Genomic DNA, 26,405 nt, shown 5'->3' with positions numbered 1-26,405 from the left:
TCTAATTGTCCAGCAAGTCGAGGTGCAGATAGGCTGTTTGAAAGTCAGCAATCGACCGAAGTCCTTGCAAATCTAATATAATAACGGCACGATTTTTGCGCGCGATGAGTCTGACCTCTTCGAGTTGTCCGAACATTCGATTGACATGAACGGCTGTGAGACCCAGCGAATCACCCATTTGGACCTGAGTCATAGGCAGCAGGCGCGATCCATCTTCATAAAGGTCGATCGCCTCGAGCCGCAGCGCAATTTCGCATAGCAAATGCGCAAGCCGCGACAGCGCGTTGCGGCGTCCGATGTTCGTAATCCATTCCAACGCTATAGCTCCATCGGCCAGCGTATCGAGCCAGAGTGCTTGCGCGATCACAGGACGGGCCGCTGCAATCGCTAGCAACGCCTCGCAGGGGATGCGGCCTACATCTACCGCGCCGAGTGCCTGTACGCTGTGGTCAGCCGTCTTGAGCAGCGAGTTCTGCAGATCGACCGCGTCGCCTTCTACGTGCAACGCAACGATCTGGCGGCCACCGTTACCAACGACCTTCTGGCGATATGCGAAGCCGTTGAACAGCACGCTGGCGAAGTCGCGGCGATCTCCCTGCCGTACGAGATAGCCGCCGGGTTTGAATGACTTTACCGAAAAAGGAAGTGCTAACAGCGCGGCTTCGTCGTCCGGGGTGAATAAGCTTCTCCGTTTTAACTTGTTCAGCAAACGATGTAGGGTAAATTCTGTCACGTCATTCTCTCGTCATCGGCGGGAGCATACCCTCAGTCACTGGTAGTGATCGAAGCCGGTGATAGCATTAAAATAACATAGCTTGCGCTGGGGCGACCGAGCATCGGGTTGCATCAGCATTAAGCTGTGGACCGGGCAAATTCGCCTTGAGATCGCCTTAACCACGGGCGGGCGTTCCCTAGGCGACGCTATCAGGAATGAAGCGAGGCGGTGAGCCTCACGGAAAGCCGCCAATTCAATTAGGCACCGTTTACCGGCTATGCTTAGTACAAGTCCTGGACCGAGCCGTCCGTTCCGACCCTCTCGAGGAGAATGCAATGAAGAGCAAGTTTGCACTGGCCGCGATGATGGCCATGGTCGCCGTACCAGCTGTGATGCCGACCGCCGCGGTTGCGCGTCATCGTACCTATCATGGCCACAGCAATTATCGGCATCGCTGTGGTGGCGGAAACGGCGCTGTTGGCACAATTGCGGGCGGTGTCGGCGGCGCGCTAATCGGAAATGCGCTCGGCGGCGGCGTTCTGGGCACAGTTGCCGGCGGGGTCGGCGGTGGCCTGCTTGGCCGTCATCTCGATAAGGCACATACCCGCCACCGTCGCGGCTGCTGATCTTACTGCAAAAGCTAGAGCCCTCGCCTGGGCTGGCGGGGGATCAGTTTGCTGCTTCAATAATTTGCGCATCGGTATCAGCGCCGCCGAGGCTATTCGGAGGCCCGCTCGCTGAGCGCTAAATCTTTGATTATTATAAGAGATTTTCTAGTCCCTTGTCAAACCCAAGAAGTAATCTTTGCTGCCGCCAATCGAGCGGCAGGGTACTGTAGATTAATTTATGGGCAGTGAGTTCAACGGGATGGTTTCCATCGATGATAGCAGCCTGAAGGTCGGGAGCCAGATACGTCAGCCGGATCAATCGTGCGAATTTGCTGGGGCCGAGCTTGAAGGCCTTTGCAAGTTCGGAGATCGGTTTGCCTCTGTTCGCCATCACGAGCGCACGCGCTGCGAACGCTCGACTAAGAAGATCAACAAGCTTTTTGTCGGGTGTTCCACGCCGTGGTGCGATTTCGATCGGCAGGGTGAAATCTCGATGGGCGCAAATCAAATTTGCGTTTACTGATAGCAAGTACGTCCGCGGAGCCGAACCTTCGTCTGCGCCAACCCGGTCGATTGGAAATTGCCCTGTGGTGAGCAAACGGGCGACCTCGCGGCATCTGAGCATCAGCCGAAGCTCGGTTTTTGCTACCTCTACTCGAACGAACAACGCTTCGTACAGACGCCTGAGCTCACCGGCGTTAGAATGCGCTACCCGCTTTGCAACGGCGTTCGCCTGCGCTCGAAGTTGCTGCGCTTCGATCTCAAAGCGCCCCAAAATCAGAAACACTTTTCTGATTTTGGAAAGATCTTCAAAAAATGAGCAGATTGATGTGAATGTTAAATCTTCTACCCGGTCTGCGCGAACCCGCACCTTGGATAGATGCTTTTGCCTTCCAGGAGACTTAGCTTCTGAATCGTAGTATCGGTACCGCCGTTTTCCAGATCCGCCGGTGGTGGTGCACAGCGGTCGGCCGGACTCGTCCCAAATCAACCCATGAAGCAGATTGCGCGATACATCCCAAGCAACTCGAGGTTGCGCGCGAACTGCCCGAAGCGCTTGTGCACGATCCCATAGTTCGCGTTCGACGATCGGCGTATGCTGACCCTGATGCCACTCATCGCCGTCTTGGATAAAGCCGATATAAAGGGGGTTTCGTAGTAACCTGTAGATCGATCCGGCATGCATCGGAGTGCCGCCGATCTGTCGGCCGTGTTTGCTCACGAATGCCTTCGTTCGCACACCCTCTTCCTGCAACTGCTTCATTAGCTGAAAGACAGTGGGATAATCCGCGACGCGGCGGAAGATGCCGCGGACGATCTCGGCCTCGGTCTCGTTGACGACGAGACGGCCATCTATCTTGTCATAGCCGATCGGGGGCTGCCCATTCACAAAAAGACCCTTGCGTCGCATCATAGCAAGCTTGTCTTTGATACGGTCGCTTAGCATCTCGCGTTCAAACTGGGCGAACGTGATGAGTACGTTCAGCACCATTCGGCCCATACTTTCCGACGTATCAAAAGACTGAGTGACGCTCACGAAAGATATGCTGAAGCGCTTCAAACTTTCCATAAGGCGTACAAAATCAGCGAGTGAGCGCGTTAGTCGGTCTATCTTATAAAAGACGATTGCATCGATCTCGCCTGCCTCGACGTCAGCGAAGAGGCGATGCAACGCTGGCCTTTCGAGCGTTCCGCCAGAATAACCACCGTCGTCGTAATGTGTCGGCAGCTCTCGCCAGCCTTTGTGTTCGTTGCACTTAACATACGCAGCGCACATTTCGCGTTGCGTGTCCAAAGAGTTCACCTCACGCTCAAGTCCAACCTCACTGCTCTTTCGTGTGTAAATTGCGCATCGAATCTGAGGCGGCGTGGTTGAAACTGCGAGTTCGAACATGACGGTCCTTTCGCTGTAGGCCGCCTTACCCGAAATACGCACCGGAGTCCCAATTTTAGATCGAACGACACGGTATCCGGCCCGTTAGATATTGCTCCGCAGATCTCTGCAGGCTCGTCTTTGCGACGAGGCACTTGCCGTATTCTGCATTTTTCTTGGTCGTACGACCCGCTGCGCTCATGGCGGACGCTCGTCCGCGAGTTCGTCCAATTGGGCAAGGACCAGGCGACGCGGATTACCGTTCGAAACCAGCCCTTCTGCTCTCAACCAGCGAATTTGCCCGTCCGCAAGGGTAGCTACGGGGCGTTGATCGTTTGGTGGCTCATGCGTCCGATTGACGAGCGTTGTGTATCTGACACGACCTCGCCAAAACGCGAATTGACCCATTTGTGGACGCTCAGGCCGCCATTTGCGCCCCCAAACTTCCGCCATTCGTTCACCCCGTCAACGGCCGGTTTCAGGCAGACCAATTTCGCGGATGAATGGCATGACCTCGTGGAAAGCAGACATCGGCGCATCGGCCTGATATTCGACCAACATGCAGTCGATCATTATCTACTCCTTCGCGGCACTCGCAGAAATTGCGGGCTGTTTTTCTTTTTGGGCGTGGCTCCGGATGTCAAAGTCGCCGCTCTGGTTGATCCCCGGCTGCGCTTCCCTGATCGTGTTTGCCTATCTGCTTACCCGCGTTGAGGTCTCTGATGCCGGTCGCGCGTATGCAGCCTATGGCGGCATCTACATCACAGCAGCGGTGTTCTGGCTTTGGCTCGCTGAGGGGGTGCGTCCCGACCGGTGGGACCTTGGCGGCACCGCTATATGCCTTCTCGGAGCCGCCGTGATCTTCTTTGGGCCGCACCGCGCTTAAGACCGCTTTTGGTCGATTTCCGCCGGTCCGCTTTTTCGCCCGATAGCGGACAGTCGGCTTTCGGGAAAGTGATCGCGCTGGTGGCTTTCAAACGGCGATAGTTGGTGGTTAGCTGCCGTTCTGCCCTTACCCGGCCAGACTGGGAAAACTCTCGCCCTGGACCCAACCAGCGCAGAAAAGCTCGGCGAGTGCTTTGTCATTCACGGCGAAGCCCAGAACAAAGCTGACTTGCTCCGCTGATAAATTTTGAACGCGGTTTTGGCCTTGGTCGTCTACTATCATCCAGCCGGTCTCACTGCCCGAGCGCCCGACTGGGTATCGGAACCGAAGAGGCTTATATTGCTCTGCTATTTCAGAGCGACCGACCCGTCTGATAGCCTTTTGTCGAACTGCCGATTGCACCGGAAATACGATGCTAAATCTGAAATCCGATAGCTCGACATCAGCGAAGACCGCTACTGCACTCCCGAATGTCGGATGCGAACCAATGTGCTGAAGGTAGAGCGAGCCACATTCAGATGGCATTTCATATATCGCTCCAGCGCTACCCTGCTTCATCGCCGTCCCTAAACTGCAAGCAAGCCCCGGGTTCTACGCCCGACTGGAATGTCTGCAAGTGGGCGGAAGCGGAATGTCTGCTTCCCAATCCAGGCATGCCGCCGAGCGCTGTTCCGATAACGACCAGTTCAATGCGTGGGCTTCGGCTCATTGGTCATTATCGACAGTGTGCGTCAATAGACGCTCAATTCGCGCCACGCTCGCGGCTACCGTGGGAGCCTTCCCGCGCTTGAGCAGATGGATTTTTCGTGAGACCGTCCGCGAATGCAGCAGCCCGACCCGCCCGAATGGAACGACGATCCCGTCGAGGTGTCAGACGCTGAGCTGCTCGCGGAGTGTCAGCGCCTATAACCAGGAAGCGCGCATGAACCGTCGGCGCGAACTCGCGCAGATTGGGGAGACATGCGACTTGCCGACATGCTCGCAGCCGCTACGCTGCTACACGGCAAAAGGAAGTGAGGGCGCCCGTTGGCAGACGATCGATTTGATGAAAGCACCGAGGTGCTCCACTGGATGCAGGCCGCTCGCTTTATGGATGTCCATGGGGAGAGATGGCCTGATGAGGCCTTTGCTAGCTTAAGGGCTGTTGACGCCGTTGATAAGCAGAAATCCAAGCACTGGCTGGAGTTGATCGATAAGATGACGATGATCGCGGAAGCGCCACGACATTAGACCTGCCTTTGACGCAAGGGACTGGATCCGCTTCGCTTCACTCGGGTAACAGAATTAGGGGCGATGCGATGGGCGAAGCAATCTGGGAGGATCGCGCCGAGGGTTAAGGAAGGTGCGGATCCCTTGCCTTGCCATAGGTTGGCGTCAACCAGATCGATACGTGTGAGTGACGCGCGCTAACAATCCGTGTAAAATTCGAGAATGTTGTATGGCTTCAACCTCATCGCGGATGACGATTTGCTGCTAGACGATGAGGGTATCGAACTTCCCGACATCGAGGCAGCGATCGCTCTTGCGACGCGCTTTGCCCGCTCTCTGATTGCAGAAGAAGCTAGAGACGGCAGAGTTCCAATTGGATGGTCGATCACGATCGCCGATGACTCAGGGGCTGTGGTGGCGACCGTGCCATTCGCCAATGCAGTAGTCGTGCGTTAAAACTGGCTAAAGCGCCGCTCTTCCGCCGCTTTTGCGACTGGTCGCTGGTGGATGACGAGATCGAGGCGAACTTCCCGGCGAAGCTGGCGGGATGATCTCAAGAATTAGGCGGGGTCGGTCAATCTTACGCCGGCTCCGCCGCTCAGCGACACCTCCCCGCTACCAACAAAAACCGCGCCTCTACCCTCGAGCGCTGCCCGCATCGCAATCACACTGGATTGGCGAGCGTCGCCACCCTGCTCAAATCTCGAGACCGTGTTGATGCCAACGCCGGCCGCCTTTGCGAGTTCGCCGCCGCCCATATCTAGGGCTGCGCGCGCCATTTTGCATTGTTGAGGTGTGATGGTCATTTGGTGAAACTATCACCGCAAAAGGGTTGACGCAACTGTGTGAAACGTGGTTAATGGTGACGCTTTCACCAAAAGCGATCGGGAGCGAGGATTAGGCCCCTCTCTCCCGATCTAACCACCCACGATCTCGGAAGGATCGATTATGGCTAATCACGCTCATAGCGCCCCCGTAACATCTGCCAAGGTCACCGATTGGGACGCTGCGGTTTCCGCATACCGCAAAGCAGCGGACAAACGCGACGCCGCTTCCCCGAACGACTGGAAAGACGCGGCGCAAGAGGCCGCATGGGAAAAACTGGTCGATCGGGCGAGCGCGGCGCTCAGCCTCGTCACAAAGTACCCCGTCACAAAGCTCGCGCAGCTCGCTGAAAAGTGCGCGCTCGTCAAAGCCGAGTATCCCGATACAGACATTCTGGACGGTGCCGATTGCGCAGCGATCATTGCCGACGTGTTGCGCATCGCTTCGCCAGACGCTCCCGCAACAGCAGGGGAGAACCCGACGCTAGTCGCGGCGTTCGATCAGTATTGCGCTGCCGCCCGCGTGATGCGGAATGATCCCGAGGCCAAAATGAGTGGGGAGGCCGACGACAAGCTATTTGCGGTGATGGACGCCGCCGACGAGGTGCTTAACGCCAATCCGGCGCGTACAGCTGCGGGGGCAGTTATGAAGCTCCGGCGCGTGTTTCTCGGCACGGTCGGGGAGCCGTGGTCAGACTTCGCCGTGTTCGATGATCGGCCCCCAGCCTTCGCCGAGGGCCTGCGCATGGCTGACCTCTACACCCGCATGTTTTGGGGCGCGGTCGAGGATCTACAGCGCATCGCGATCGACCAGCACGCCGCGCGTCTCGCCAATGGTGGGGCAGCTTGGGACGCGGGCCTTGCCAAGATGGAAGCGGCTAAGGCGCTGTCGGATGGCTTCGCGGACGATGAAGACACCGACGCGTCGAACGACGCGCACGAACGGTACGGCGAAGCTATGTCCGATTTGATGGTGATACCGGCGCCGGATAACGCGGCCTTGCTTTGGAAGGCTGAATATCTCTTCGGGGTCACGTCGGACAAGGGGCAGGACGGCTATTCCTGGCGCGCGGACATTCTCGCCGCCTATGTGACTGACGTTCGCCGCCTCGCGGCGATGGAGGGTTGAGCGATGACCAGTCAGCCTAACCCCGCCGCTGCTTCGCTCATGCAAGCGCTACATGCCCGCTTTGAAGCAAACAACGCTGAGTATAACGCGATCGAGGCGGCTCGGCCGGCCGGCGACGATTGGGCCGAGCGTGGCAAGATAGACCGCGCGACCAGCGCCAGCGAATACGAGGCGGACGCTCTGCGGCTCGCGATTTTGACGCAGGTGCCGGATAGTTCACCCGACGCGCTTATTCTCCTGTTCCACATCCGCATAGAGCAGGACGCCCAGGCTAACGCGCACTCGTCTGCACCGCCGAGTGTGGGGCGCAAGGCGGTCCTTCAAATCGCCATCGACACCTTGTTCGATAGTATGGCGTGCGAAACCCAATTCGAAAGGTTCGATGCGGGGGAACAGATGCGGGCGGCACGAGACACCGTCTTCTATGCCCGCCGGTATCGCACCGGCACGACGGGGGCATGAACCGTGGCGCTTACCAATCGCCTCGCGCGCCCGTTCATGGGCAACGGCTTGACCGTTGGGGGCGCTGCGGCGTCCCTGGCGGTTGGGCTGGCCTTCTGGCCTATTTTCGCCCTCGCATACGTGGCGTTGCCGTCGTGAGCGCCGCCACCGCCCGCCAGATCGCTGCCCAGCTCGCGGCGCTGTGGGAGGAAATGGCCCCGGCTGTCTCCTACCAGTACGACGCCCAAGGCATCGAGCGCTGGGACGGCAAAGGGGAGGGGCCTTGCCGCTGCCTGGCGTTCGAAGGGTTTGGAATGTCGTTCTCGCTGTTCTTCGGCCGGATGCCTCGCGAAGGTACGCACTGACATTGCAAATCCATCAGTTCATTATGCGCCTGCTGCTACTTCGTTGCAGCAGTTTGGCTGTTAGCGTTGGTCGCGATCGGCATCGCGTCCTCGGTCCATTCCCTCCGGGGACGCGATGCCAGTACTTATGCGATCTCGTCGAACGCCTGAAGCGCTCGCTCATCGGGAATATTCTCGACCCAACTCCCTGAGCCGTCCTCTCGCGTCGGCGCGTCGATGCTCATGTTCCCCCAAGGGTTGGCAAAAGCGCTGAATACCCGACCCCGGACCTTGCGCATTCCCTCGCGCAGATGCTGAGGGTCGAGGCGCCCTTCCAGCACCTCAAGGTAGGCTTGGCTTATCATATCGTCCCTCAGCGCCGGATCGATGCGACGGGAAACTGACTTCGCAATCTCAGCATAGAGGGGATCGGCGGTCGGATTGGTGGCTTGCGGATTGCTAATAGCATTTGCGAGCTTCGCGGCACGCCGGCGGGCGGTTGCAACGAGGAATGTATCTTCTCGGACTCGCCGATCATCGGAGTTAAGCGAACGCAGGAACCCGCCAACCGACATTTTCGGCAATCCGAAGTGCTCGGCCACCAACCGCACGGCCTCCCCGGCGAGAAGTCGATTCCGAACTTCGCCCTGATCATCAATGCTCAGGGTTACGACCGAACGGATGCCGCGATCCTTCATGTGCTGGCGGTGCCTTACCCAACACATGCGGGCGTGGTGAAGATCTTGGCCGCAGTCGCACTTGGGCAATACGCCGCCAGAGCGGACCACCCCAGCATTGAAGCGCCGCCGAGACTTGTTGACCGTATCTAGTTGCAGGCCTGTCCTCGCTACAATCGCTCTATTTGATAGCTCCGTCGAACTGAACATATCGTGCAGGCGTGCTTCCTGTTCGGGGCTAAATCGGCTTGGCGCTATCGTCTCGATCTCGACGCCATGGGCGCGCAAGGTGTCTATAGCGGTCTGCACGCTCTTCCCATGCATTCCCATTTCGCGCTTAATCGACGACTGAGACTCTCGCTTGATAAGCCTGGCGCATAGCTCCGCTATCCGGGCGACGATGATCTTGGAATTCGTCATTTTCGACTTCCTTGGCGATCGGATCGGTCCGGTCAGTCGGGGGCGTCACGGTGGCGGCTCTCGGTCTGGCTTAGCCGATCGGTGCTGCGTGCTATCCACGCATGATCGCTTTCAGCCTGTCAGCGTCGTTAATCGAGAGATTTGGGATGGGCTGGCCCGCCAACGAGATAACCGTGCCCGTACCGCGGGGCGTGTTGATGCAGGCGATGGTTGAAGCCATGTTCGTGTCGTTATCCTGCCGTTTATGCTGTGCGATGCGCATCGACGCAACGCGGCAGTGGTGGCTTCAAAATGTGGTCGCTGCGATGATCGCAATGTGATCGCTGCGATCATCGCATCGGATAAGCTTAAATAAGAAACCCGCAGGATTCCGGGGTTCCGCCGCATTAGCGGACCGGATTCAACTTTTGGTTGAAATAAGATCAGGCCCAATAGGGCAGATAACGGGCATATTTTCGGGATGCACCCACTGCCTCGTCCAGCTTGATCAGCCCTTGTTCGATCGTCGCCGCAATAATCTGCGAACTCACAGACGCTCGCGAGTCGGGCAGATTGAACCGCTCACGCAACGATTGGTTCGTCATCCGCTGGTCTGTCACCCAACGCAGAGAACAATGTTGATAACAGGCTCGTACGCGGTCGTCGCGATCCATATCCTCGAACGGTCGGACGCCGAAAATCGATACCACCGTGCGTTCAACATTTTCTCGAAATAATGGGGCTGGGAGTTGGAAGGCTTCTGCGTTGTGAACCACCCTGTCCACGCCACTCCCTTTCTCCTCACATATGCGCATGCGCCGCATCAGATCAGCTAAACGATCGTTCCTCGATCTATAGTCGTCAATAAATCGATCTGTAGCGACGCCTGGCTTCCCGGGATTCGAAAATTCCACTCGGTTAGCGTAAATTTCGATAGTTGGAGACGCGCCTGTAATCGCAAAATCTTGATGCACAAGCGCATTCGCGGCAAGTTCTCGCACAACCACTTCGGGCACGAGCGTCACACGCTCTCTTAAAGCGTGTGCGACGACCTCGTTCTGAGGCAGTTGCGCCATCACAAAATCGATCAATGCTGCAAAGCCTACCGCTATCCCACGGCTCGCTATCTCGTCTAACTTTGTGTCAAGCTTCGAGTCACCCGCATACACGATTACGCGCATTGCTTTGCGGCGCACATCGGGAAACGAATTGAGGCGCTTCGCCAGGAGCAGGGCTCCAAGCCGACGAATGGTAAATCCACCAGAACGCCGATCAATCAGCCGCTCGCCGAGCAAGCGCTCGATCACCCCGTCTCGCGTTGTGGGATACGGAACCTGCATTAATTCAAAAAATGCCTGGGTATCGAGCTGATCAATAACAGCCTGGGCGTCGACCACGAAGGATCCCGGCTCTTCCAGCCAATCTGGACGGTCCTCATTGAAGATCGCGTGGAGCCGATCTCCGGTCATAGCCACCAACGACTCACCAACTCGCATAAGATACCTGCCGTTAAAATGTAGCGGCACGCCACGGGGACGACTTGGAATACTAATCGCAACGACCCTGCCGTCTGGGTGCATTACCTCCTCAAAATCGACACGAATTCCAATTTTCTGATGCACTCTGTGGCTAATTTCTCCGATTTTAGGAAAGGCATGACTTCCTACAACTGCTCTCGGCGGCTTATTATGGATGCCTAAAAGGAGATGGCCGCCCCCTTCGTTTGCAAGAGCCACTGCATATTCACAGATGGTGTCGGTATCTAGATTTAGTTTTGCCTCCTTGAACTCGAGATGCTCGCTTTCGGAGGGCGCTGCTCGCCAGACATCAATCTGTTCAGGTGTGATAGCCATCATACGCACGTACATGCGCACCCGCGACTCTGCCAGCGAATGCGCGGCTACGACAGCACCAATCAGCGTCGAACAACAGTCTGCAAGGTATAGTTAGGCTCAAGGGCCAGCCCGATACTTTGAGTTTGCTCCTACTGCCCGCGATCCAGCGTGCCGCTATGACCCCGCGCGTCGCCATCTTTCGTGTGCCCGATCGAAATGGTTTACCCCGCCCGCGTCTTGGTAGCGGCGTTCTTGGCCATGCCCTTCTTGCCAAGCTCGTTCCTGTCGAGGCCGTTTATCAACTCGCACATATCCTTTCCCGGCTTGAACCAGGGAACGCGCCGGTCGCTCAATGCGACAGTCTCTCCAGTGCGCGGATTACGGCCAGGACGAGCGTCACGCGCTCGGGTTGAGAACGAACCAAAGCGGCGTATCTCTGCGCGCCCGCCGGCCGCTAACCGCGTGGTAATAGCATCGAAGAACGCGGCAACGGTCTTCTCGACATCGCTGAGCGCCAGATCAGGCCACTCCGCTGCTAGAAGTCTGATGAGATCGGCTCGAACCATGACGCTTCCTTGTCCATCTGGGATAGGCGATGGTGCGCACATCACCCGGTTCTCGAGGTTGCGTTGCACCTTATAGCTATCACCATTTGGCTCTGGTTTTTAAATAATAAAATCCCCGCGTTCTTCGGGGGAGATTTTGGTGAGGCCAATGCATCTAGGGTTTATCCCAATTTTCATGGTCGGGGATGTCGGTACCTGTCCGGCTACAAGATACATTCTACCAGTGTAAAACCATTTTTTATAAGACGGCATCGTGTATCGTACGCCAACAACAACTGCTAATATTACGCCGTAACGTTCGTCAGAGTCTTCCAGCGTTACGTATCCTTCGCGTTCTATAAATGAATGATGATTTGGGTAAATTACTTCGCCAAATTCATAGTCGGATTGAAGTTTGACGTGGAGAGCGCGAACAGATTCCTGTTCCTTGCCAAAAAAATCATACCTTAAAAATTCAGGGTGTCCAAAAACCTTGACGGCTGGGGATACTCCATAGTTCGTGGCTTTAAATTTTATGCCAACCCGGAAAGCTGGCATGTTATCCCACTCAGCGAGCGTCACTGTCGCTTCGACATTTTCAATAGCGATCCATGGCCGCGTCTCCGCGACATGCGTTTGCCGGGAAATCTTGTTGGCTTTTCGCGCGCTTCTCAGTCCGGTACGTCCTTGGCGTATCGTGATTAACAGAGCGACAAGGCCAAACCCACTGAGCGCTAAGGAGGCGAGCGAGAGATAGAACCCGCGCGCTGCCCAAAGGGCCGCCTCTTCGCCCGCCAGCGCTGCCTTCCACTCAGCACATAATTCGCTCTCTTCTTTGCCTCGCGGTTTGTCGCATGGCCGTCGCTCCTTGAGAGCTTCAGCTTTGCTCCTGGGGGTGATAGAAGATTCAAGATCAGGTATCTTATCGGGTGCGCTACGATAAGGCTGATACCATTCTTTATGCGAAACAATCAGGCTTTGGTAATGTACTATGAACCAAAGAGGGGTGCAAACTAGCCCAACGAAAGCTGCAAGTATTGTGTACCTATAAACTTTCGGCATTAAGTCAAGGCTCCGCGTTGATCAGAAGCGCTAAAAGGTGCAAAGCCTCAATTATCTTGCGGATTCAGCGCCGCTGCGAAAAATCCCTGGCGATTAGCATGACGGAACGTCGGCGTGTTAAGGGATAGGAACGTATAGGACTCCGTCGTCATCGGCGAGAAGTGCGCGTGCCGCACCGGTAGCCATATGCTCTAACCGATCAAGCGCTGCTTTGTCCGACCCTGTATGTGCGGCGAGGATCTCGTGCCATCGCGTTGCAGACATAAACACGACGACCGAGGTCTCTCCGTTGTTTCCGCGAAAGAAACAACGGCCTTCCTCGCTGAAGCGCTTGTCGAGTTCTCGATCCAACTTAACTGGTCCGCGCATGCCTTGCCCCCGTGTGTCCACAGGCATCGTGCCCGCGCAATTGGTGCGACGCAATGTCGATCGACTAACACAGGGCTTCGCTACAGCTCAGCGCGGCGGGAGTTTTTGTAGTGCCCTAAAGGGCGCGCACGGTTTTGCGACCAGTACACGCCCGTATTGGTGTCCGGAAACGCCCAGTTGCGGACGTTTCTCACCCTTGAAGGTAACTGCGAAAGCGAACAGAGTTCGAGCATGGCATACGAACCATTCGGCTATGGCAATCGCTGGTGGGATCGGTCGGCGCGCGGGCGGCGAATAGGCTCTTTGGTCGCAGGGATCGGCGTCGCCATTGGGATGCTCATAGTGCTGTTTCGATGACCGCATTCGCCAGTAGCGGACTTTAAGTGGGGCGGGCCAAGTCAGTGCCGCACCGAGGACATTCGCGAGGTGGGAGAGAGCGCACAAAACGCTTGCCGAAGGAAGCGATCCTCCATCCGCATTTTGGGCACCGCGCGAAGAGTTGAGCTTAGATGGTCGAGCCCGCGAAAATCCCGAGTGTTGCCCATAGTAAAAACTGCCCGATGTGATCATTATAGCTGGCAATTAAGATTGTGACTGGGATCAGTAGGAACGGGCCGAATGTGGCGGCGTAGAAGCGGGACAAAGGGCTCATCGCAGGCACCATAACCCAACTACCGCGTCGTGGAAGCGACTATGCTCAACGTCCGCTAACCACCAATTCCCGACGTTCCTAATTCGCCAGATCTTTGGGCGACGCAGGTATGGGCGGTTCATTTGTAAAGCCGCGCAGACAGCATTCTGCGCTTGACAACCAACCGGCCCAGAGGGTGCCTCCGTCACGATCCAGCCGTATATTGGGGACCAACCCACTCGCGGCAGCGATCAATCTTCCTTCTTCCGTCTCAAGGGCCAACCTAGCCTGATAGGGTTTTTCGAGAGCGCAGGGATTGAGCTCACGCGCGTTGCTTCGCGCAACCCCTTAATCAACGGCTCAACGGTACGAAGAATCGAATCCTCGAGATCGGAAATTTCGTCGACGGTCTTTAGATAGCGCTCTTTGTCATCCTCTCGGCGGCTGTTCTGCATCGAGGTGATGCGGCGGTCTAGCGACTGCCACTTCCAGATTTGCTGTAAAAATGCTTCGATCGCCGCTCGTTCGGCATCGTCAAAGACAAGTTCTGCGATCTCGAGCGCATCCCCCGTCGCGACGGCGACCTCCCTTCGCAAAGCACCTTCAATCCAGAAGTTTTGCACCGCAAATCGGACCTTCTCGATCGCCACATTGCGGCGTTCGAGAAGTGCCAGGCGAAACTTCTGGTCCTCGACCATCGCAGCACGCATGCTGATAGTGTTCTGCCATCTGTTTTGGCCTCTCGTCGTGAAGAGAACGAGCAAGGCAATGATCCCAGGACCGAGTTTCCCGATCGTGTCGATGTACCACTGAACCACCGCGTCCCACCCCTGAAGCACACCTATGCTGACCAACGCCGCGGTGAAAGCCCCGCGGGCCGCGCGCGACTGATACAGTAAAATGCAGGCAGTTTAGGGGGCGGCGAGGGCATGCGCCATGCAAGCCGGGATCAAGATCGGCACGCCAACCGCGAATCGTCGCCCGGCGCTTATCCTGTGCTTATCCACCGCCGCACCGCGTTTTTCGCGGAAGGCATCAGGCTAAAGAAATGGCGGAAAAACTGGCAGGGGAGCTCGGACTCGAACCGAGGGCCTTCGGTTTTGGAGACCGACGCTCTAACCAACTGAGCTACACCCCTATCAGGTGTGCTCGTTTAGCGAGAGGTTGCCCGCGCTGCAAGCGCCCTTGTTCAGCTTTGCTGCAAGCACCTCATGCCGCCTCGCGACCGAGAACCGCGCGATGGGCGATTGCGCGGGCTTCGTCGACCGGGAGCGGGCGGCCGAAATAGTAACCCTGGACCTTGGTGCAGCCCAGCTCGTGCACCAGGCGATGCTCCTCGGCGGTTTCCACACCCTCGGCGGTGGTGGCCATGCCGAGGCTCTGCGCGAGCGCGACCACTGCGCGGATGATCGCGACCGCCTCGGGCACGTTCTGCGCCGCGCCGCTGACGAAGCTGCGATCGATCTTGATCGTCGAGAAGCGCGTGCGGCTGAGATAGCCGAGGGAGGAATAGCCCGTCCCGAAGTCATCGAGACTGAGACGGACGCCGAGCGCGAGGATTCGCTCGAGCACTTTCATCGCGCCGGAATCGTCGCGCAGGAAGACGCTCTCGGTCACTTCGAGCTCGAGCCGCGACGCGGGAAGCCCGCTATTGGCGAGCGCCGAGGCGACGACCGCGACGAAGCCGGGATTGTGCAACTGTTCGGGCGAGACGTTGACAGCGACGCGCGTATCGCCGGGCCAGGTCGCTGCCTCGGCGCAGGCCGAGCGCAGCACCCATTCGCCGATCGCGCCGATCAGCCGCGCATCCTCGGCGAGCGGGATGAATTTGGCCGGCGAGATCGGCCCGAGCTCGGGATGCGTCCAGCGCACCAGCGCCTCGAACCCGGTCAGCTGCTCGCTGCCGGCGTCGACCACCGGCTGATACGTCAGATGCAGCTGGTCGCTGCTCAGCGCCGAGCGCAGCGCCTGCTCGAGCACGCGTCGCTCCTCCGCGGCGACATGGAGCTGCGGCTCGTAATGGTGATATTTGCCGCCGCCGGCATCTTTCGATCGATAGAGCGCGAGGTCGGCCGAGCGGATCAGCATCTCGGCGGTGCGTCCATCGCGCGGGCCGGTGGCAACCCCGACGCTGGCACCGGTGTAGAGCGTGTGATGATCGAGCGTGAAGGGCTGGGCGAGCGCGTCGACGATCGCCTGCGCCAGCCGTTCGAGCCGCTGCGTGTCAGTCGCGTCACGCACCACGACGGCGAATTCGTCGCCGCCGAGCCGGCCGATCAGTTCGTTCGCGCTCATCACTGTGGCAAGCCGTTCGGCCACTCGCACCAACAGGCGGTCGCCGATCGGATGGCCGAGCGTGTCGTTGACCGCCTTGAAGCGATCGAGATCGATCATCAGGAAGGCGCAGCGGCTGCCCCATTTTTCGGCTGCGGCCATTGCCTGCGCCAGCGCCTCGTTGATCGACAGGCGATTGGGCAGACCAGTCAGCACGTCGAAGCGCGCCATGCGGTTGATCTTCTCGGCCGAGGCGCGCTGTTCGGTGACGTCGGCACCCACGCCGCGGAAGCCGAGAAACGCGCCGCGTTCGTCGTGGCGGGGATTGGCCGCCACCTCCAGCCAGCGGTGCTGCTCGCCAATCGAAACCGGCAGGACGATGCCACGAAACGCAGCGCGCGTCTTGAGGTGCTCGCCCAGCGTCCGCAACGCCGGCGCGACCGTGCCACCCTGCCAGCTGTCTCCGGCGAGCACTTCGAGCAGCGACTTGCCGTTGACGCTGGCCGGATCAAGCCCGACCGCTTCGGCAAAGCGCGGCGAGGCGCGCACCACGCGCCGCGCCGCGTCGGTTTCCCACAGCCAGTCGGCGGCGTCATTCTGTTCGGCTTCGCGCAGCAGCAGGCTGACGGTCTCGTCGCGCTCGGCCAACGCTATCTCGCCCGCGCGGATCACGACGAGCGAGCGCGCGCGGGTGAAGCAGCCAATCATCAGCAGGAGGGTGAACAGCAGGACGGCGGCGGCAAGCACGGGGCCGCCGACGAGCAGCACCATTGCGGCGATCGCGGTGCCGAGGATGCCGAGGAAGCTGAGCGTGGCGAGCGGCAACGCCGCCATCGCGACCGCCGACGCCGCCATCAGAACCGACAGCACGATCCATAAGCCCAGCGCGATCTGCATGTCGGCGCGCACCCCGAAGGCCAGTGGCGGGATCGTCCAGATCGTCGCCAGCGCGACGCCCTCGAGCACGGTATCGCGCACGTCGGCGAGGGTTGCGACGGTACGCGCGCGCTGCTTGGCGGCGAGGCGGCGGAAGGTGATCGCCACCGAGATCGCCGCGACCATCGCGCTCCAGCTCGCCAGCATCCAGACCGGCGCGACTCGGGCGAGGATCAGGGTGACGAGCGCCGCGCCAATGACGTTGGCGCCGAGCAGGAAGAGGGCGAGCTGGCCGCCAGCATGGACTTGGGCGGCGCGGATCGGCGCCCAGTCGGTGGTGTCCGCGGGATCATAGAGCCCGAGCAGCGCTCGGGCGTCGATCCGCGGCGCCGCGAATTGCGAAGTGGGTTCGATGCTCACGCCGCCGCTATAGCGCAAGGAGCGTTACTGGAAGGTTAGGCCAGCTCTCGGGCCCTTCACCGTGGGTTTGGGGCAGTCCAGGCCACCCCGCTCGCCGATCGGGTGGGCTGGCCCGGTCGACGCTCAGGCGGCGAGATCGTAGGGTTTAATGTCGCCGTTGAGATAGAGATTACGCGCCTTGGCACGGCTCAACTTGCCCGAACTCGTGCGCGGCAGCGTTCGCGGCGGGATCAGTTCGATCACGCAGTTCATGCCCGTGACGGAGCGGACGCGCTCGCGGATTTCCTCGCGCAGGCGGACGCGCTCGGCATCGTCCGAGCTGCGGCACTGGACGAGCACGGCGGGAGTCTCTTCACCGCCCGGCGTGGTGATCGCGAAGGCGGCAATGTCGCCGGCCTTGAAGCCGGGCAACTGCTCGACCGCCCATTCGATGTCCTGCGGCCAGTGGTTACGGCCGTTGATGATGATCATGTCCTTGGCGCGGCCGACGATGTAGACATAGCCGTCGCTCATGTAGCCCATGTCGCCGGTGTCGAGCCAACCATCGACCAGGCACGCCTCGGTCGAGGCCTCGTCACGGAAATAGCCGACCATCACCGACGGGCCCGAACACCACACCTTGCCGATCGCGCGCTCGGGGAGCGGGGTGCCATCCTCTTCGCGGATCGCGACCTTCATGTCCTTGACCGGCTTGCCGCAATTGACGATCGCACGGTAGCGCTGCGGCCGGTCCTCGCCCGCGGCGACGCCCGAGAGCTGGGTTTCCTCGACCAGTTCGACCCGGATCCCTTCGGTCGGCGGCATGATCGACACCGCCAGCGTAGCCTCGGCGAGGCCGTAGCTCGGCAGGAAGGCGCTCGCCTTGAAGCCGGCGTCGGCAAAGGAATCGACGAAGGCCTGCATCACGTCGGGGCGGATCATGTCGGCACCGTTGCCGGCGAGCCGCCAGCGCGACAGGTCGAACCGCTCGGATGCCTTGGTCTGGCTCGACATGCGGCGCGCGCAAATGTCGTAGCCGAAGGTCGGCGAGTAGCTGATCGAGGTGCCGGGATTGCGGCTGATCATGTCGAGCCACGCCAACGGGCGGCGCGCGAAATCCTCCGTCTTGAGATAATCGGTCGAAACCTGGTTGGCGATCGGCGACAGGAAGCAGCCGACCAGGCCCATGTCGTGATACCAGGGCAGCCACGAAACGCAGCGATCGCCGTCGATCAGCTGCATGCCATAGGCGTGCGCAGCGAGATTGTTGAGCAGGGCATGGTGGGTGATCGCGACGCCGTGCGGGAAGCGCGTCGAGCCGCTCGAATATTGCAGATAGGCGATGTCGTCGCCCTTCGCCTGCGGCAGCGCGACGTCGGGCGCGGGGCGGGCGACGAGCTCGGACCAGTCGACGCCGGTCACGCCGGCCGCGGTGGCGGCATCGGCGCCCATCTGCGCGAGTTCGGGCGGGTAGATGAGCAAGGCCGGATCGCAGCTCGCCAACTGGACGCGGAGCTGTTCGATATAGGAATCGCGCCCGCCGAACGAGGTCGGCAGCGGGAGCGGGACGGGCCATGCGCCGGCATAGACCACGCCGAAGAACAGCGCGGCGAAATCGGGGCTGGTCTCGGCGACCACTGCGATACGGTCCGCAGGCTTGATCCCGGCGGCGATCAGCCGGCGCGCCATCGTCAGCGCATCACGGCGCAATTCGGCGAACGGATACGCGCGAGAAAGCGTGCCGCGCGCATCGTGAAAGTTGAGCCCGCGCTGTCCGTCGGCCGCATAATCGAGCGCTGCCCCCAGCGTCTCGAAATCGGCGAAGCGGCGCGCCAGCGTATCTTCGGTCGGCGTCGCGATCGGCTCAAGCGATTGCGCCGCGTCCTCCTGCTTTCCTATGATGTCGCCCGTAACGTTGATATTCATTGGTCGTTGCGCCCTTGATCGCGGCCGCCTTTTTTGGCCGCGCCTCTAATTCTCACTCTCAGCACGCACCCCTGCTTATGCCAAGCATTCAAAATCGGGGGCGACTATGGCACAATGATGGCGCCATGCGAGAACCCTCTCCTAACCGTGCGGCTCGAAAAGAGCTACGCGCACCGCCGCCATTGGATGCAGCGGCGCTCGAACGGCTCGCTTTGCGCTATGTCGAACGCTTCGCGACGACACGCGCCCGACTGGTCGGCTACCTTGTCCGCAAGCTGCGCGAACGCGGCTGGGACGGCGAGATCGAGGGCGGCGGCACCGGGCCCGACCCGCAGGCGCTGGCCGAAAAGTTTGCCGAGCTCGGCTATATCGACGACCGCGCGTTCGGCGAGGCGCGCGCGGCGGCGATGGGGCGGCGCGGGCTGGGCAAGCGGCGCGTGACCGGCGCGCTGCGCCACGACGGGATCGACGAGAGCGACAGCGCGGCGATCGTCCCGGGGGTCGAGGCGCGCGCGCTCGAGACCGCGTTGGCTTTAGCGCGGCGCAAACGGATCGGACCCTATGCGCTCGTCCAGGCAGAACGCCCCGAGCGCGAGAAGCAGATCGCGGCGATGATCCGCGGCGGTCACGATTTTGCGCTGGCGCGGCGGATCGCGGCGATGGCGCCGGGCGACGATATCTCAGACATTCTCGCTTGAATGCTCGGCCAGTAGATAAAAACCGAAGCGCGCCTGATTGCAGCGGACTTTTCCTTGCGATTACTTCGTGCTAATAATCGTTACGGGGGTAGTTTAAGATGCGTAATGAGACGATCTCACCGCGCACCGCCGCTGATCGCGACGATGCACAGGCAATCGATAACAATTGTGTGGCGAATTCCGCCCGAATTTATACCGGCGTGCTCAAATGGTTCGATATGACGCGCGGTTTTGGTTTTCTTGTCGGCGACGATCCGTCGGTCGGTGACATCCTAATCCACTTTTCCGTGCTGCGGCCGCACAATCGCCGCAGCCTACCCGAGGGCGCGCGGCTCGAATGCATCGCGGAGCCGCGCGAGCGCGGCCTCCAGGCAACAGAGATCCTGTCGATCGATCTGACCAACGCGATCGAACCGCTCCAGCGCCCGCGCGTCGACGCCGCGCGCAGCGACGCAAGCATGCTGCTCGACCAGGCCGGACCGTTCGAATCGGTAACCGTCAAATGGTTCAATCGGCTCAAGGGCTATGGGTTCTTGATGCGCGACAGCGACGCCATCGATATCTTCGTGCATATCGAAACGCTGCGTCGCGCTGGCTTGATCGAGGTCGAACCGGGGCAGCCGTTGCGGGCCAGAATGGTCGCGGGAGACAAGGGACCGCTTGCGGTCGCGGTCTCGACGGAGGGTTGAGGACAGTGATGCGAGGGCGTGTGGCGGGTAAAGGCGCCCGTCGTTCCGAACGCCGCCGTGGATCGCGCGTCGCGCTTGTCGCCAGTCTTGCCGTGTTCGCTGCGACAGGCGGCTGCAACGCTCTATCGTCTCCGTCGGGCACGGCAGCGGCCGACGCCGCCGACCCGGACGCCGCTGCCCAGCCGACGATGATCGCGGTGACGATCGTCACCAGCGCCGGGCCACGGGTCTTCTCGGTCGAGCATGCGTCGACCGCAGCGGCGCAGCAGCGCGGGCTGATGTACCGCACCGACATTGCGCGTGATGGCGGCATGCTGTTCGCACCCTATCCGTCGAAGGGACCGCCGCGGGAGGCGAGCTTCTGGATGAAGAACACGCCGAGCCCGCTCGACATCCTGTTCATCCGCGCCGACGGGACGATCGCGCATATCGCCGAAAACACCGTGCCGCAGTCCGAAGCGCGGGTGCGATCGGGCGAGCCGGTCGCGGCGGTGCTCGAACTGCGCGGTGGACGCGCGCTCGATCTCGGCATCGCCGAGGGCGACCGTGCGTCGTGGGCGGGTTTTCCGCAAGCGCGCGCCCAGCCGTGATCGGGGCCGTGATCGCGGTTGAAGGCAGCGCGCGCGCACGCTAAGCGCTACGCCATGGGCATCAATCTCAATCCTTTCACCTGGTGGACCGGCGCGAGCTGGGGAACGGCCTTCGGCCTGCGCGGCAAGGCGCGGGTCGGCGAGGACGCGCTTGGCAACGTCTATTACGAAGGCGGTAGCGACACCGCCGGCAATCCGCGGCGCTGGGTGATCTACAATGGCGTCAATGACGCCAGCCGCGTGCCGCCCGAATGGTTCGGCTGGCTGCACCATCAGGTCGCCGACGTGCCGTCGCGCGCGCTCCCTGCGCCGCGCGCCTGGCAGATTCCGGCCGAGCCCAACCTGACCGGGACGGTCGCCGCCTATCGGCCGAGCGGTGCGCTTGAAAAGGGCGGCGTGCGCGCCGCCGCGACCGGCGACTACGAAGCGTGGACGCCCGACGCGTGAAACGGAGCGCGCTGTGGAGCGTGCTGCTGGCGTCGGTCGTGCTGGTCGCGGGCTGCGGCCCGAACAAGACCGCCGCGCCGGCTGCCAAGCCGACGCCCGAGACGGCGCTCGACACCGATACCAGCGCCAGCAACATCATGACCGTCGATGTCGCCGGCGGGGTCGACCCGAGCTTCGGCGCGACGCCAATGGCGCAGCGCGTCGCGACGCTCGGCCTGCTCAACAAGCGCAATAGCGCGACGCGCGACGTCGTGCTCAGGCCCGGCATGTCGGTCCGCGTCGGTGACGTCGTACTGCGCCTCAAGGCGTGCGAGCAGACCGCGCCGTGGGAGCAGGAGCATTACACCGGCGCCTTCGTCCAGGTCGACGTGCTCGGCACCGACAAGGTGTGGCGGCGGCCCTTCTCGGGCTGGCTGTTCAAGGAGCGGCCCGCGCTGAACGTGGTGCAGCACCCGATCTATGACGTGTGGGTCAAGAGCTGCGCGATGACCTTCCCCGAGGGTGGGCCCGATTCGATCGCGGCGGGCGGCGCGTCCAATGGGTCCAGCGCGCCCCGGTCGAGCGCGAAGAAGTCGCCGACGTCCGATGATTCGCCCGAGGATGCGCCCGACACCGTGATCGCACCCGACACGGCGGGCGACAGCAACGCCAGATAGGCCTCGCGGCTGATTTCGATCGCGCCGAGCGTGGCAAGGTGATCGGTCATGAACTGGCAATCGAGCAGGGTGAAACCGCCGACGCGCAGCCGTGCGACCAGCCATGCCATCGCGACCTTGGATGCATCGCGCGCGCGGCTGACCATGCTCTCGCCAAAGAAGGCGCGGCCGAGTGCGAGGCCGTAGAGCCCGCCGACGAGCCGATCGCCGTCCCATACCTCGATCGAATGCGCGAACCCGAGCGTGTGGAGCGTGTTGAACACCTGTTCGATCGGGCCGTTGATCCAGGTATCGGGGCGATTGTCGACCGACTCGGCGCAGAGGCGCAGGACCGCGCCGAACGCCTGGTCGGCGGTCACGCGATAGCGCTCGGCGCGGATCGTCTTGCGCAATGAGTGCGACAGGCGGAAGCCGTCGAGCGGCAGGATCGCGCGATCGCTCGGCTCGACCCAATAGATTTCGTCGATGTCGCGGCCATCGGCCATCGGGAAGACGCCGACCGAATAGGCACCGAGCACCAAATTGGGATCGAGCGGCTCGAACGCGGTGGAAGCGGGCGTGCCTGGGCTCACGCGGCGAGGCGGCGCTCGATCGCCTGCCACAGCTGCGCGAAGGCCTGCGCGCCGGCCGAGCGCGGGGCGAAGCTGCCGACCGCGGCGCGGCGCACGGTGACTTGCTCGACCTGGCTCGCCATCGGGATCACCGGCCGGTCGGGATGGCGTGCGAGCGCCTCGGCATGGAGCTTGCGGCGGCGGTCGACCATCGAATGCACCGGCATCAGTTGGACCTTGCTGCCGAGATGCTTGGTGACCTCGGCCAGCGCGCGTTCGGAGAGCGGCGAGGGGATGACGGGCACAACGATGAGATCGGCCGCGCGCATCACCTGGTCGCTCGTCTCGGTCAGCCCGGGCGGGCAATCGAGCAGGACGCGATCATACGTCTTGCGCAGGCCGACGAGCAGTTTCTGCAGACGCTTCTTCTTGTCGAGTTCGTGGAACAGCAGATCGAGCCCGCGCAGCGACGCATCGGCGGCGAGCAGGTCGAGCCGTTCGACGGTGGTCCGCTCGATCAGTTTCTCGGGCTCGACATCCTTGGCGAAGACCGATTGCGCCTGGTCGCGCGCCTTGCCGCGAGCGGCTGGGGTCGACAGCAGGAAACTGGAGGCGGCCTGCGGGTCGAGGTCCCACAGCAAGGTGCGGCGCGACGACAGCGTGGCGGCACACCAGGCGAGATTGACCGTCAGCGTGGTTTTGCCGACGCCGCCCTTGAGGCTGTAGATCGCGATCGTCGACATGGAGGGTCCTTCTCGTATCGAACGACCCATCGTGGCCAATCGCCGCGGGAGAGGCAAGGTGTGGGGGGAGACGTCAACCCCTTCCCCTGAAGGGGAAGGGCTTAAGGAAGAAATTTACAGGTCGCAGAGCTGCGCAGGCTTGCCGGGCTGGGTCAGCGTTACCGCCTTGGGATTGCCGGTCAGGACATAGCCGTCGGCCTTGAGCGGATCGCCCGCCTTGTCGGCGGTCAGCTTGACCGGGGTCGCGTCGGGCTTGTTCTTGACCAGTACCTGCTTGTCGCCCTCGAAGAAGGTGACGTAGACGAGGCTGTTGTCCTTGCAGCGCAGCGTCGCTTCCGACCGGATCGCCGGCGGTAGTTCGACGGGCGCCTTGTTGGCGAGGACCGAGGCCATCGGGTCGGGCGTGACCGAAGTGACTTCGGTCGGCTTGCTGTCGCAGGCCGAGAGAGCGAGGAGCGCAAGCGCGGCGGCGGGGAAGAGTCGAGTGGTCATGCCAGAGGCTTCGCGCACGCAACATTCTGCGTCAAGAGGGTAGTGGAACTGCGGCGTTCACTTTCTTGCGTTGCAATAAACCGGTCATCTGAGGTTCATGTTCATTCATGGAATTCGTCGAGATCTGGGATGCGCCCAAAGGCGATCTTGGTCCCGATCCGGTCTATTCGCGCGCCATGTTGCGGCCCGAGGCTGACCGCGTTGCGGCCGAATTTCTCGTTGATCCGGTCCATCGCGCGACTGAGCGCGAGCGTGCGGGTCTCGCGCGCAAGCGGATCGTCGGGATCGAGCAAGGCGAAGAGCGAGTCCTGCTCGCCAGCGACGGGCTCGATCTCGGCAAGCGTCACCCCGACCATACGGATCTGGAAATCGCCCGGCCGCATCCGCCCGGCCGCGATAAGCCGCGGGAACAGCGATTCGAGCGCGGCGAGCACGACGAAACTGTCCTGCGTCGCGGGAAGCTTGACCGATGTGCGCCACGTCGACTTGTCGTCCTCGAAGCGTGCATGCAGCACCAGCAGGCGGGCGCGACACTGTTTGCGCCGCATCCGGCTGGTCGCCTTGAAGGCGAGCCGGCGCGCGGTGAGGCGGACCGGCACGACGCCGCGCTTGCCCGGCGAAAGGACGTGACTGTGGCCGATGCTGCGGCTTTGCGTCGCCTTCTCGGGCAGGTCGACGCCGTGCAGCAGATACCAGAGCCGGTCACCGTTGGTGCCGCCCCATGCGGTGCCGGCGTCGCGCGGTCGGCGCTCGCAATATTGGCGGATGTCGTTGATCCCGTCCTGCGCGAGGCGGCGCTCCATCTTTGCGCCGATGCCGCTGATGTCGCGCAGCTGGAGATTGTAGAGCCGCTGCGGGAGCACCGCGGCCTCGAGCACGACGAGCCCGTCGGGTTTCTGCATGTCCGAGGCGAGCTTGGCCAACAGGCGGTTGGGCGCGATCCCGACCGAGCTCGTCAGGCATTCGCCGACGTTGGCGAGGATCCCCGCCTTGATCCGCCGAGCGAGCGCGGTCGCTGCAACGACGCTATTCTCATTGTCGAGCAGGCGGCAGGCGACCTCGTCGATCGAGCAGACCTTGGTAACGGGGACATGCTTCCAGATCTCGGCGACGATCGCTTCGTGACATTCGACATATTTGTCGTGGCGGGCGGGGACGACGATCAGTTCGCGGCACAAGCGCTTCGCTTCCCATACCGGGGTACCCGTGCGGATGCCGAAGCGCTTTGCCTGGATGCTGGCGGCGATCGCGACGGTGGTGTCGCTGTCCACCGGCGCGACCAGGATCGGCTTGCCGCGCAATTCGGGAGCGAGCTGCTGCTCGACCGCGGCAAAATAGCTGTTGAGGTCGAGGAACAGCCAGCGGAGCGGGCGCGGTGGGAAGGGGTGCTGGTCGCCGTTCTGCGGGTCCTGGGCAGGGATGGGCTGCTGCTCCGCACCATAGGATATGGCGGCGCCAAAGCCGGCCGACTCGGGAGGCGGTGAGAACATGACAGGAACATATCAGCGCGGGGCGGGGGACGCCAGCGCTTGCGCCCCCCGCCTGCGGCGAGTCAGATCCCGCCCAGATAGTCGAGCTTGCCGAGCGGAACGCCCTTCATGCGGAGCAGGCCGTAGGCGGTGGTCATGTGGAAATAGAAATTCGGCAGAGCGAAAGTCTGGACGAAGCCCAGTCCGGTGAAATCGAAGGTCTGCCGCGGCGTCTGCAGCGTGACCTTCGCTTCTTCCTTGCCGTCGATCGCGTCGCGCGGGACGGTCTTCAGGAAGGCGATCGTCTTGGCGATGCGCGCGTGGAGATCGGCGAAGGTCTTCTCCTCGTCGGCCATCGCGACATTCTCGATCCCGCCGAGCCGCACTGCGGTGCCCTTGGCGCTGTCGCTCACCCGCTGGACCTGGCTGACCAGCGGCGCCATGTCCTCGTACAGCCGCGCGTCGAGCAAGTCGGACTCGGCGATCGCCTGTTCGGTCGCGAACGCCTCGCCCTTGGCCAGGATCGCGTCGAGCGACTCGAGATTTCGGATGAAGATCGGGATGGTGAGATCGTAGAGCGACGTCGACATGGCGTATTCCCCCTGTGGTGCCGCCAAGATGGGGCGCCGGACGGGGCTTGCAACGGGCGATGGGAGGGATAGCATCGGCAGCATGGCGCATCCGATCACCCGCTTCGCCGATTTCTGGCCCCATTATCTGCGGGAACATGCCCGGCCCGAGACGCGCGCGCTGCATTATGCCGGCACCGCGCTGACCTTCCTGTTCCTGGCGATCGCGCTGCAACGGGGCGGGTGGTGGTGGCTGGCGCTGCCGATCGCCGGGTACGGCTTTGCCTGGGGCGCGCATTTCGGCATCGAGCGGAATCGCCCGGCGACCTTCACCTATCCGCTATGGTCGCTGGCGAGCGATTATCGCATGTTCTTCTTGTGGCTGAGTGGGCGGCTGCGGCCGCATCTGCGCGCGGCGGGAGTCGCCTAGCGCGCCGCGATTTGTCGTCGGCCGAGCCGCGCATCCATTGCAGGGGCGG

General features: G+C 61.5%; 27 protein-coding genes, 1 tRNA gene and 1 pseudogene. 14 read left to right on the top strand and 15 right to left on the bottom strand.

Features of this window, described 5'->3' with window-relative positions:
* Position 1 precedes the first annotated feature (1 nt).
* Complete coding sequence (locus U1872_RS18210; protein WP_332794335.1) at positions 2 to 733, bottom strand: Crp/Fnr family transcriptional regulator; 732 nt, start codon at positions 731 to 733, stop codon at positions 2 to 4.
* A 317-nt stretch (positions 734 to 1,050) separates the two neighbouring features.
* Here U1872_RS18210 and U1872_RS18205 point away from each other — a divergent pair, with 317 nt between their 5' ends.
* On the top strand, positions 1,051 to 1,341 hold the full coding sequence (locus tag U1872_RS18205; RefSeq protein WP_332794334.1) for a hypothetical protein: 291 nt from the start codon (positions 1,051 to 1,053) through the stop codon (positions 1,339 to 1,341).
* 133 nt (positions 1,342 to 1,474) lie between these two features.
* On the opposite strand, the gene U1872_RS18200 is transcribed toward U1872_RS18205, so the two are convergent.
* On the bottom strand, positions 1,475 to 3,217 hold the full coding sequence (locus U1872_RS18200) for a recombinase family protein (RefSeq protein ID WP_332794333.1): 1,743 nt from the start codon (positions 3,215 to 3,217) through the stop codon (positions 1,475 to 1,477).
* A 538-nt stretch (positions 3,218 to 3,755) separates the two neighbouring features.
* Here U1872_RS18200 and U1872_RS18195 point away from each other — a divergent pair.
* The 6 genes from U1872_RS18195 (at position 3,756) to U1872_RS18170 (ending at position 8,050) form a co-directional block, all read left to right on the top strand.
* Positions 3,756 to 4,082: a YnfA family protein gene (locus U1872_RS18195; protein ID WP_332794332.1), complete on the top strand. Its 327-nt coding sequence runs from the start codon at positions 3,756 to 3,758 to the stop codon at positions 4,080 to 4,082.
* 1,026 nt (positions 4,083 to 5,108) lie between these two features.
* Entirely contained in the window at positions 5,109 to 5,312 is a 204-nt protein-coding gene (locus tag U1872_RS18190; RefSeq protein WP_332794331.1) for a hypothetical protein, read from the top strand.
* A gap of 201 nt (positions 5,313 to 5,513) precedes the next feature.
* Positions 5,514 to 5,747: a DUF6894 family protein gene (locus U1872_RS18185; protein WP_332794330.1), complete on the top strand. Its 234-nt coding sequence runs from the start codon at positions 5,514 to 5,516 to the stop codon at positions 5,745 to 5,747.
* A 492-nt stretch (positions 5,748 to 6,239) separates the two neighbouring features.
* Entirely contained in the window at positions 6,240 to 7,244 is a 1,005-nt protein-coding gene (locus U1872_RS18180; protein WP_332794329.1) for a hypothetical protein, read from the top strand.
* Between the two features lie 3 nt (positions 7,245 to 7,247).
* The gene (locus U1872_RS18175; RefSeq protein WP_332794328.1) at positions 7,248 to 7,706 is read left to right on the top strand and encodes a hypothetical protein; all 459 of its coding nucleotides are present in this window, start codon (positions 7,248 to 7,250) and stop codon (positions 7,704 to 7,706) included.
* Between the two features lie 134 nt (positions 7,707 to 7,840).
* Positions 7,841 to 8,050, top strand: a complete 210-nt coding sequence (locus tag U1872_RS18170; RefSeq protein WP_332794327.1) for a hypothetical protein — start codon at positions 7,841 to 7,843, stop codon at positions 8,048 to 8,050.
* Between the two features lie 125 nt (positions 8,051 to 8,175).
* Here the strand turns inward: U1872_RS18170 and U1872_RS18165 are convergent, their stop codons facing one another.
* Positions 8,176 to 9,126, bottom strand: a complete 951-nt coding sequence (locus tag U1872_RS18165) for a hypothetical protein (RefSeq protein WP_332794326.1) — start codon at positions 9,124 to 9,126, stop codon at positions 8,176 to 8,178.
* A 101-nt stretch (positions 9,127 to 9,227) separates the two neighbouring features.
* Here U1872_RS18165 and U1872_RS18160 point away from each other — a divergent pair, with 101 nt between their 5' ends.
* A complete protein-coding gene (locus tag U1872_RS18160; RefSeq protein WP_332794325.1) occupies positions 9,228 to 9,446 on the top strand; it encodes a hypothetical protein in 219 nt (72 codons plus the stop codon).
* 102 nt (positions 9,447 to 9,548) lie between these two features.
* Here the strand turns inward: U1872_RS18160 and U1872_RS18155 are convergent, their stop codons facing one another.
* From U1872_RS18155 to U1872_RS18125, 7 genes are all read right to left on the bottom strand, one after another.
* On the bottom strand, positions 9,549 to 10,961 hold the full coding sequence (locus U1872_RS18155; RefSeq protein ID WP_332794324.1) for an ATP-binding protein: 1,413 nt from the start codon (positions 10,959 to 10,961) through the stop codon (positions 9,549 to 9,551).
* A 200-nt stretch (positions 10,962 to 11,161) separates the two neighbouring features.
* Positions 11,162 to 11,506, bottom strand: a complete 345-nt coding sequence (locus tag U1872_RS18150) for an HU family DNA-binding protein (protein ID WP_332794323.1) — start codon at positions 11,504 to 11,506, stop codon at positions 11,162 to 11,164.
* Positions 11,507 to 11,605: 99 nt separating this feature from the next.
* Entirely contained in the window at positions 11,606 to 12,547 is a 942-nt protein-coding gene (locus U1872_RS18145) for a hypothetical protein (RefSeq protein ID WP_332794322.1), read from the bottom strand.
* 1,251 nt (positions 12,548 to 13,798) lie between these two features.
* Positions 13,799 to 14,365: a hypothetical protein gene (locus U1872_RS18140; RefSeq protein WP_332794321.1), complete on the bottom strand. Its 567-nt coding sequence runs from the start codon at positions 14,363 to 14,365 to the stop codon at positions 13,799 to 13,801.
* A 243-nt stretch (positions 14,366 to 14,608) separates the two neighbouring features.
* Positions 14,609 to 14,685, bottom strand: a tRNA-Trp gene (locus U1872_RS18135).
* A 71-nt stretch (positions 14,686 to 14,756) separates the two neighbouring features.
* The gene (locus U1872_RS18130; protein ID WP_332794320.1) at positions 14,757 to 17,117 is read right to left on the bottom strand and encodes a putative bifunctional diguanylate cyclase/phosphodiesterase; all 2,361 of its coding nucleotides are present in this window, start codon (positions 17,115 to 17,117) and stop codon (positions 14,757 to 14,759) included.
* A 123-nt stretch (positions 17,118 to 17,240) separates the two neighbouring features.
* Positions 17,241 to 19,022: a fatty acyl-AMP ligase gene (locus U1872_RS18125; RefSeq protein WP_332794319.1), complete on the bottom strand. Its 1,782-nt coding sequence runs from the start codon at positions 19,020 to 19,022 to the stop codon at positions 17,241 to 17,243.
* 182 nt (positions 19,023 to 19,204) lie between these two features.
* Here U1872_RS18125 and U1872_RS18120 point away from each other — a divergent pair, with 182 nt between their 5' ends.
* From U1872_RS18120 to U1872_RS18100, 5 genes and pseudogenes are all read left to right on the top strand, one after another.
* A complete protein-coding gene (locus U1872_RS18120) occupies positions 19,205 to 19,720 on the top strand; it encodes a regulatory protein RecX (protein WP_332794318.1) in 516 nt (171 codons plus the stop codon).
* Between the two features lie 98 nt (positions 19,721 to 19,818).
* Positions 19,819 to 20,409, top strand: a complete 591-nt coding sequence (locus tag U1872_RS18115; RefSeq protein ID WP_332794317.1) for a cold-shock protein — start codon at positions 19,819 to 19,821, stop codon at positions 20,407 to 20,409.
* Positions 20,410 to 20,501: 92 nt separating this feature from the next.
* Positions 20,502 to 20,999, top strand: coding sequence for a DUF192 domain-containing protein (locus tag U1872_RS18110; RefSeq protein WP_443025409.1), 498 nt, complete (start codon positions 20,502 to 20,504; stop codon positions 20,997 to 20,999).
* 54 nt (positions 21,000 to 21,053) lie between these two features.
* Entirely contained in the window at positions 21,054 to 21,446 is a 393-nt protein-coding gene (locus tag U1872_RS18105) for an NADH:ubiquinone oxidoreductase subunit NDUFA12 (RefSeq protein WP_332794316.1), read from the top strand.
* 137 nt (positions 21,447 to 21,583) lie between these two features.
* A pseudogene (locus U1872_RS18100) lies at positions 21,584 to 21,868 on the top strand (DUF2155 domain-containing protein); the annotation flags it as partial.
* A gap of 35 nt (positions 21,869 to 21,903) precedes the next feature.
* Here U1872_RS18100 and aat read toward each other — a convergent pair.
* The 5 genes from aat to U1872_RS18075 form a co-directional block, all read right to left on the bottom strand.
* The gene (aat, locus tag U1872_RS18095; RefSeq protein WP_332794315.1) at positions 21,904 to 22,674 is read right to left on the bottom strand and encodes a leucyl/phenylalanyl-tRNA--protein transferase; all 771 of its coding nucleotides are present in this window, start codon (positions 22,672 to 22,674) and stop codon (positions 21,904 to 21,906) included.
* Positions 22,671 to 23,396, bottom strand: a complete 726-nt coding sequence (locus U1872_RS18090; protein WP_332794314.1) for a ParA family protein — start codon at positions 23,394 to 23,396, stop codon at positions 22,671 to 22,673. Before U1872_RS18090 ends, aat begins: the two co-directional genes overlap by 4 nt.
* A gap of 114 nt (positions 23,397 to 23,510) precedes the next feature.
* Positions 23,511 to 23,888 carry a hypothetical protein gene (locus U1872_RS18085; RefSeq protein WP_332794313.1) on the bottom strand — a complete coding sequence of 126 codons (378 nt, stop codon included), beginning with the start codon at positions 23,886 to 23,888 and terminating at the stop codon, positions 23,511 to 23,513.
* A 101-nt stretch (positions 23,889 to 23,989) separates the two neighbouring features.
* Entirely contained in the window at positions 23,990 to 25,378 is a 1,389-nt protein-coding gene (locus U1872_RS18080) for a Y-family DNA polymerase (protein ID WP_332794312.1), read from the bottom strand.
* 62 nt (positions 25,379 to 25,440) lie between these two features.
* Positions 25,441 to 25,947: a DUF1993 domain-containing protein gene (locus U1872_RS18075; protein WP_332794311.1), complete on the bottom strand. Its 507-nt coding sequence runs from the start codon at positions 25,945 to 25,947 to the stop codon at positions 25,441 to 25,443.
* 82 nt (positions 25,948 to 26,029) lie between these two features.
* On the opposite strand from U1872_RS18075, the gene U1872_RS18070 reads away from it, so the two are divergent.
* Positions 26,030 to 26,356 (top strand): Mpo1-like protein, encoded by a 327-nt coding sequence (locus U1872_RS18070; RefSeq protein ID WP_332794310.1) that lies wholly within the window; start codon positions 26,030 to 26,032, stop codon positions 26,354 to 26,356.
* The last annotated feature ends 49 nt before the right edge of the window (positions 26,357 to 26,405 follow it).

Origin of the sequence: Parasphingomonas frigoris, from assembly GCF_036663815.1 — a bacterium.
GTDB lineage: Bacteria > Pseudomonadota > Alphaproteobacteria > Sphingomonadales > Sphingomonadaceae > Sphingomonas.
The sequence above is the reverse complement of the archived record's forward strand: the minus strand, read 5'-3'. Positions and strand labels throughout refer to the sequence as shown.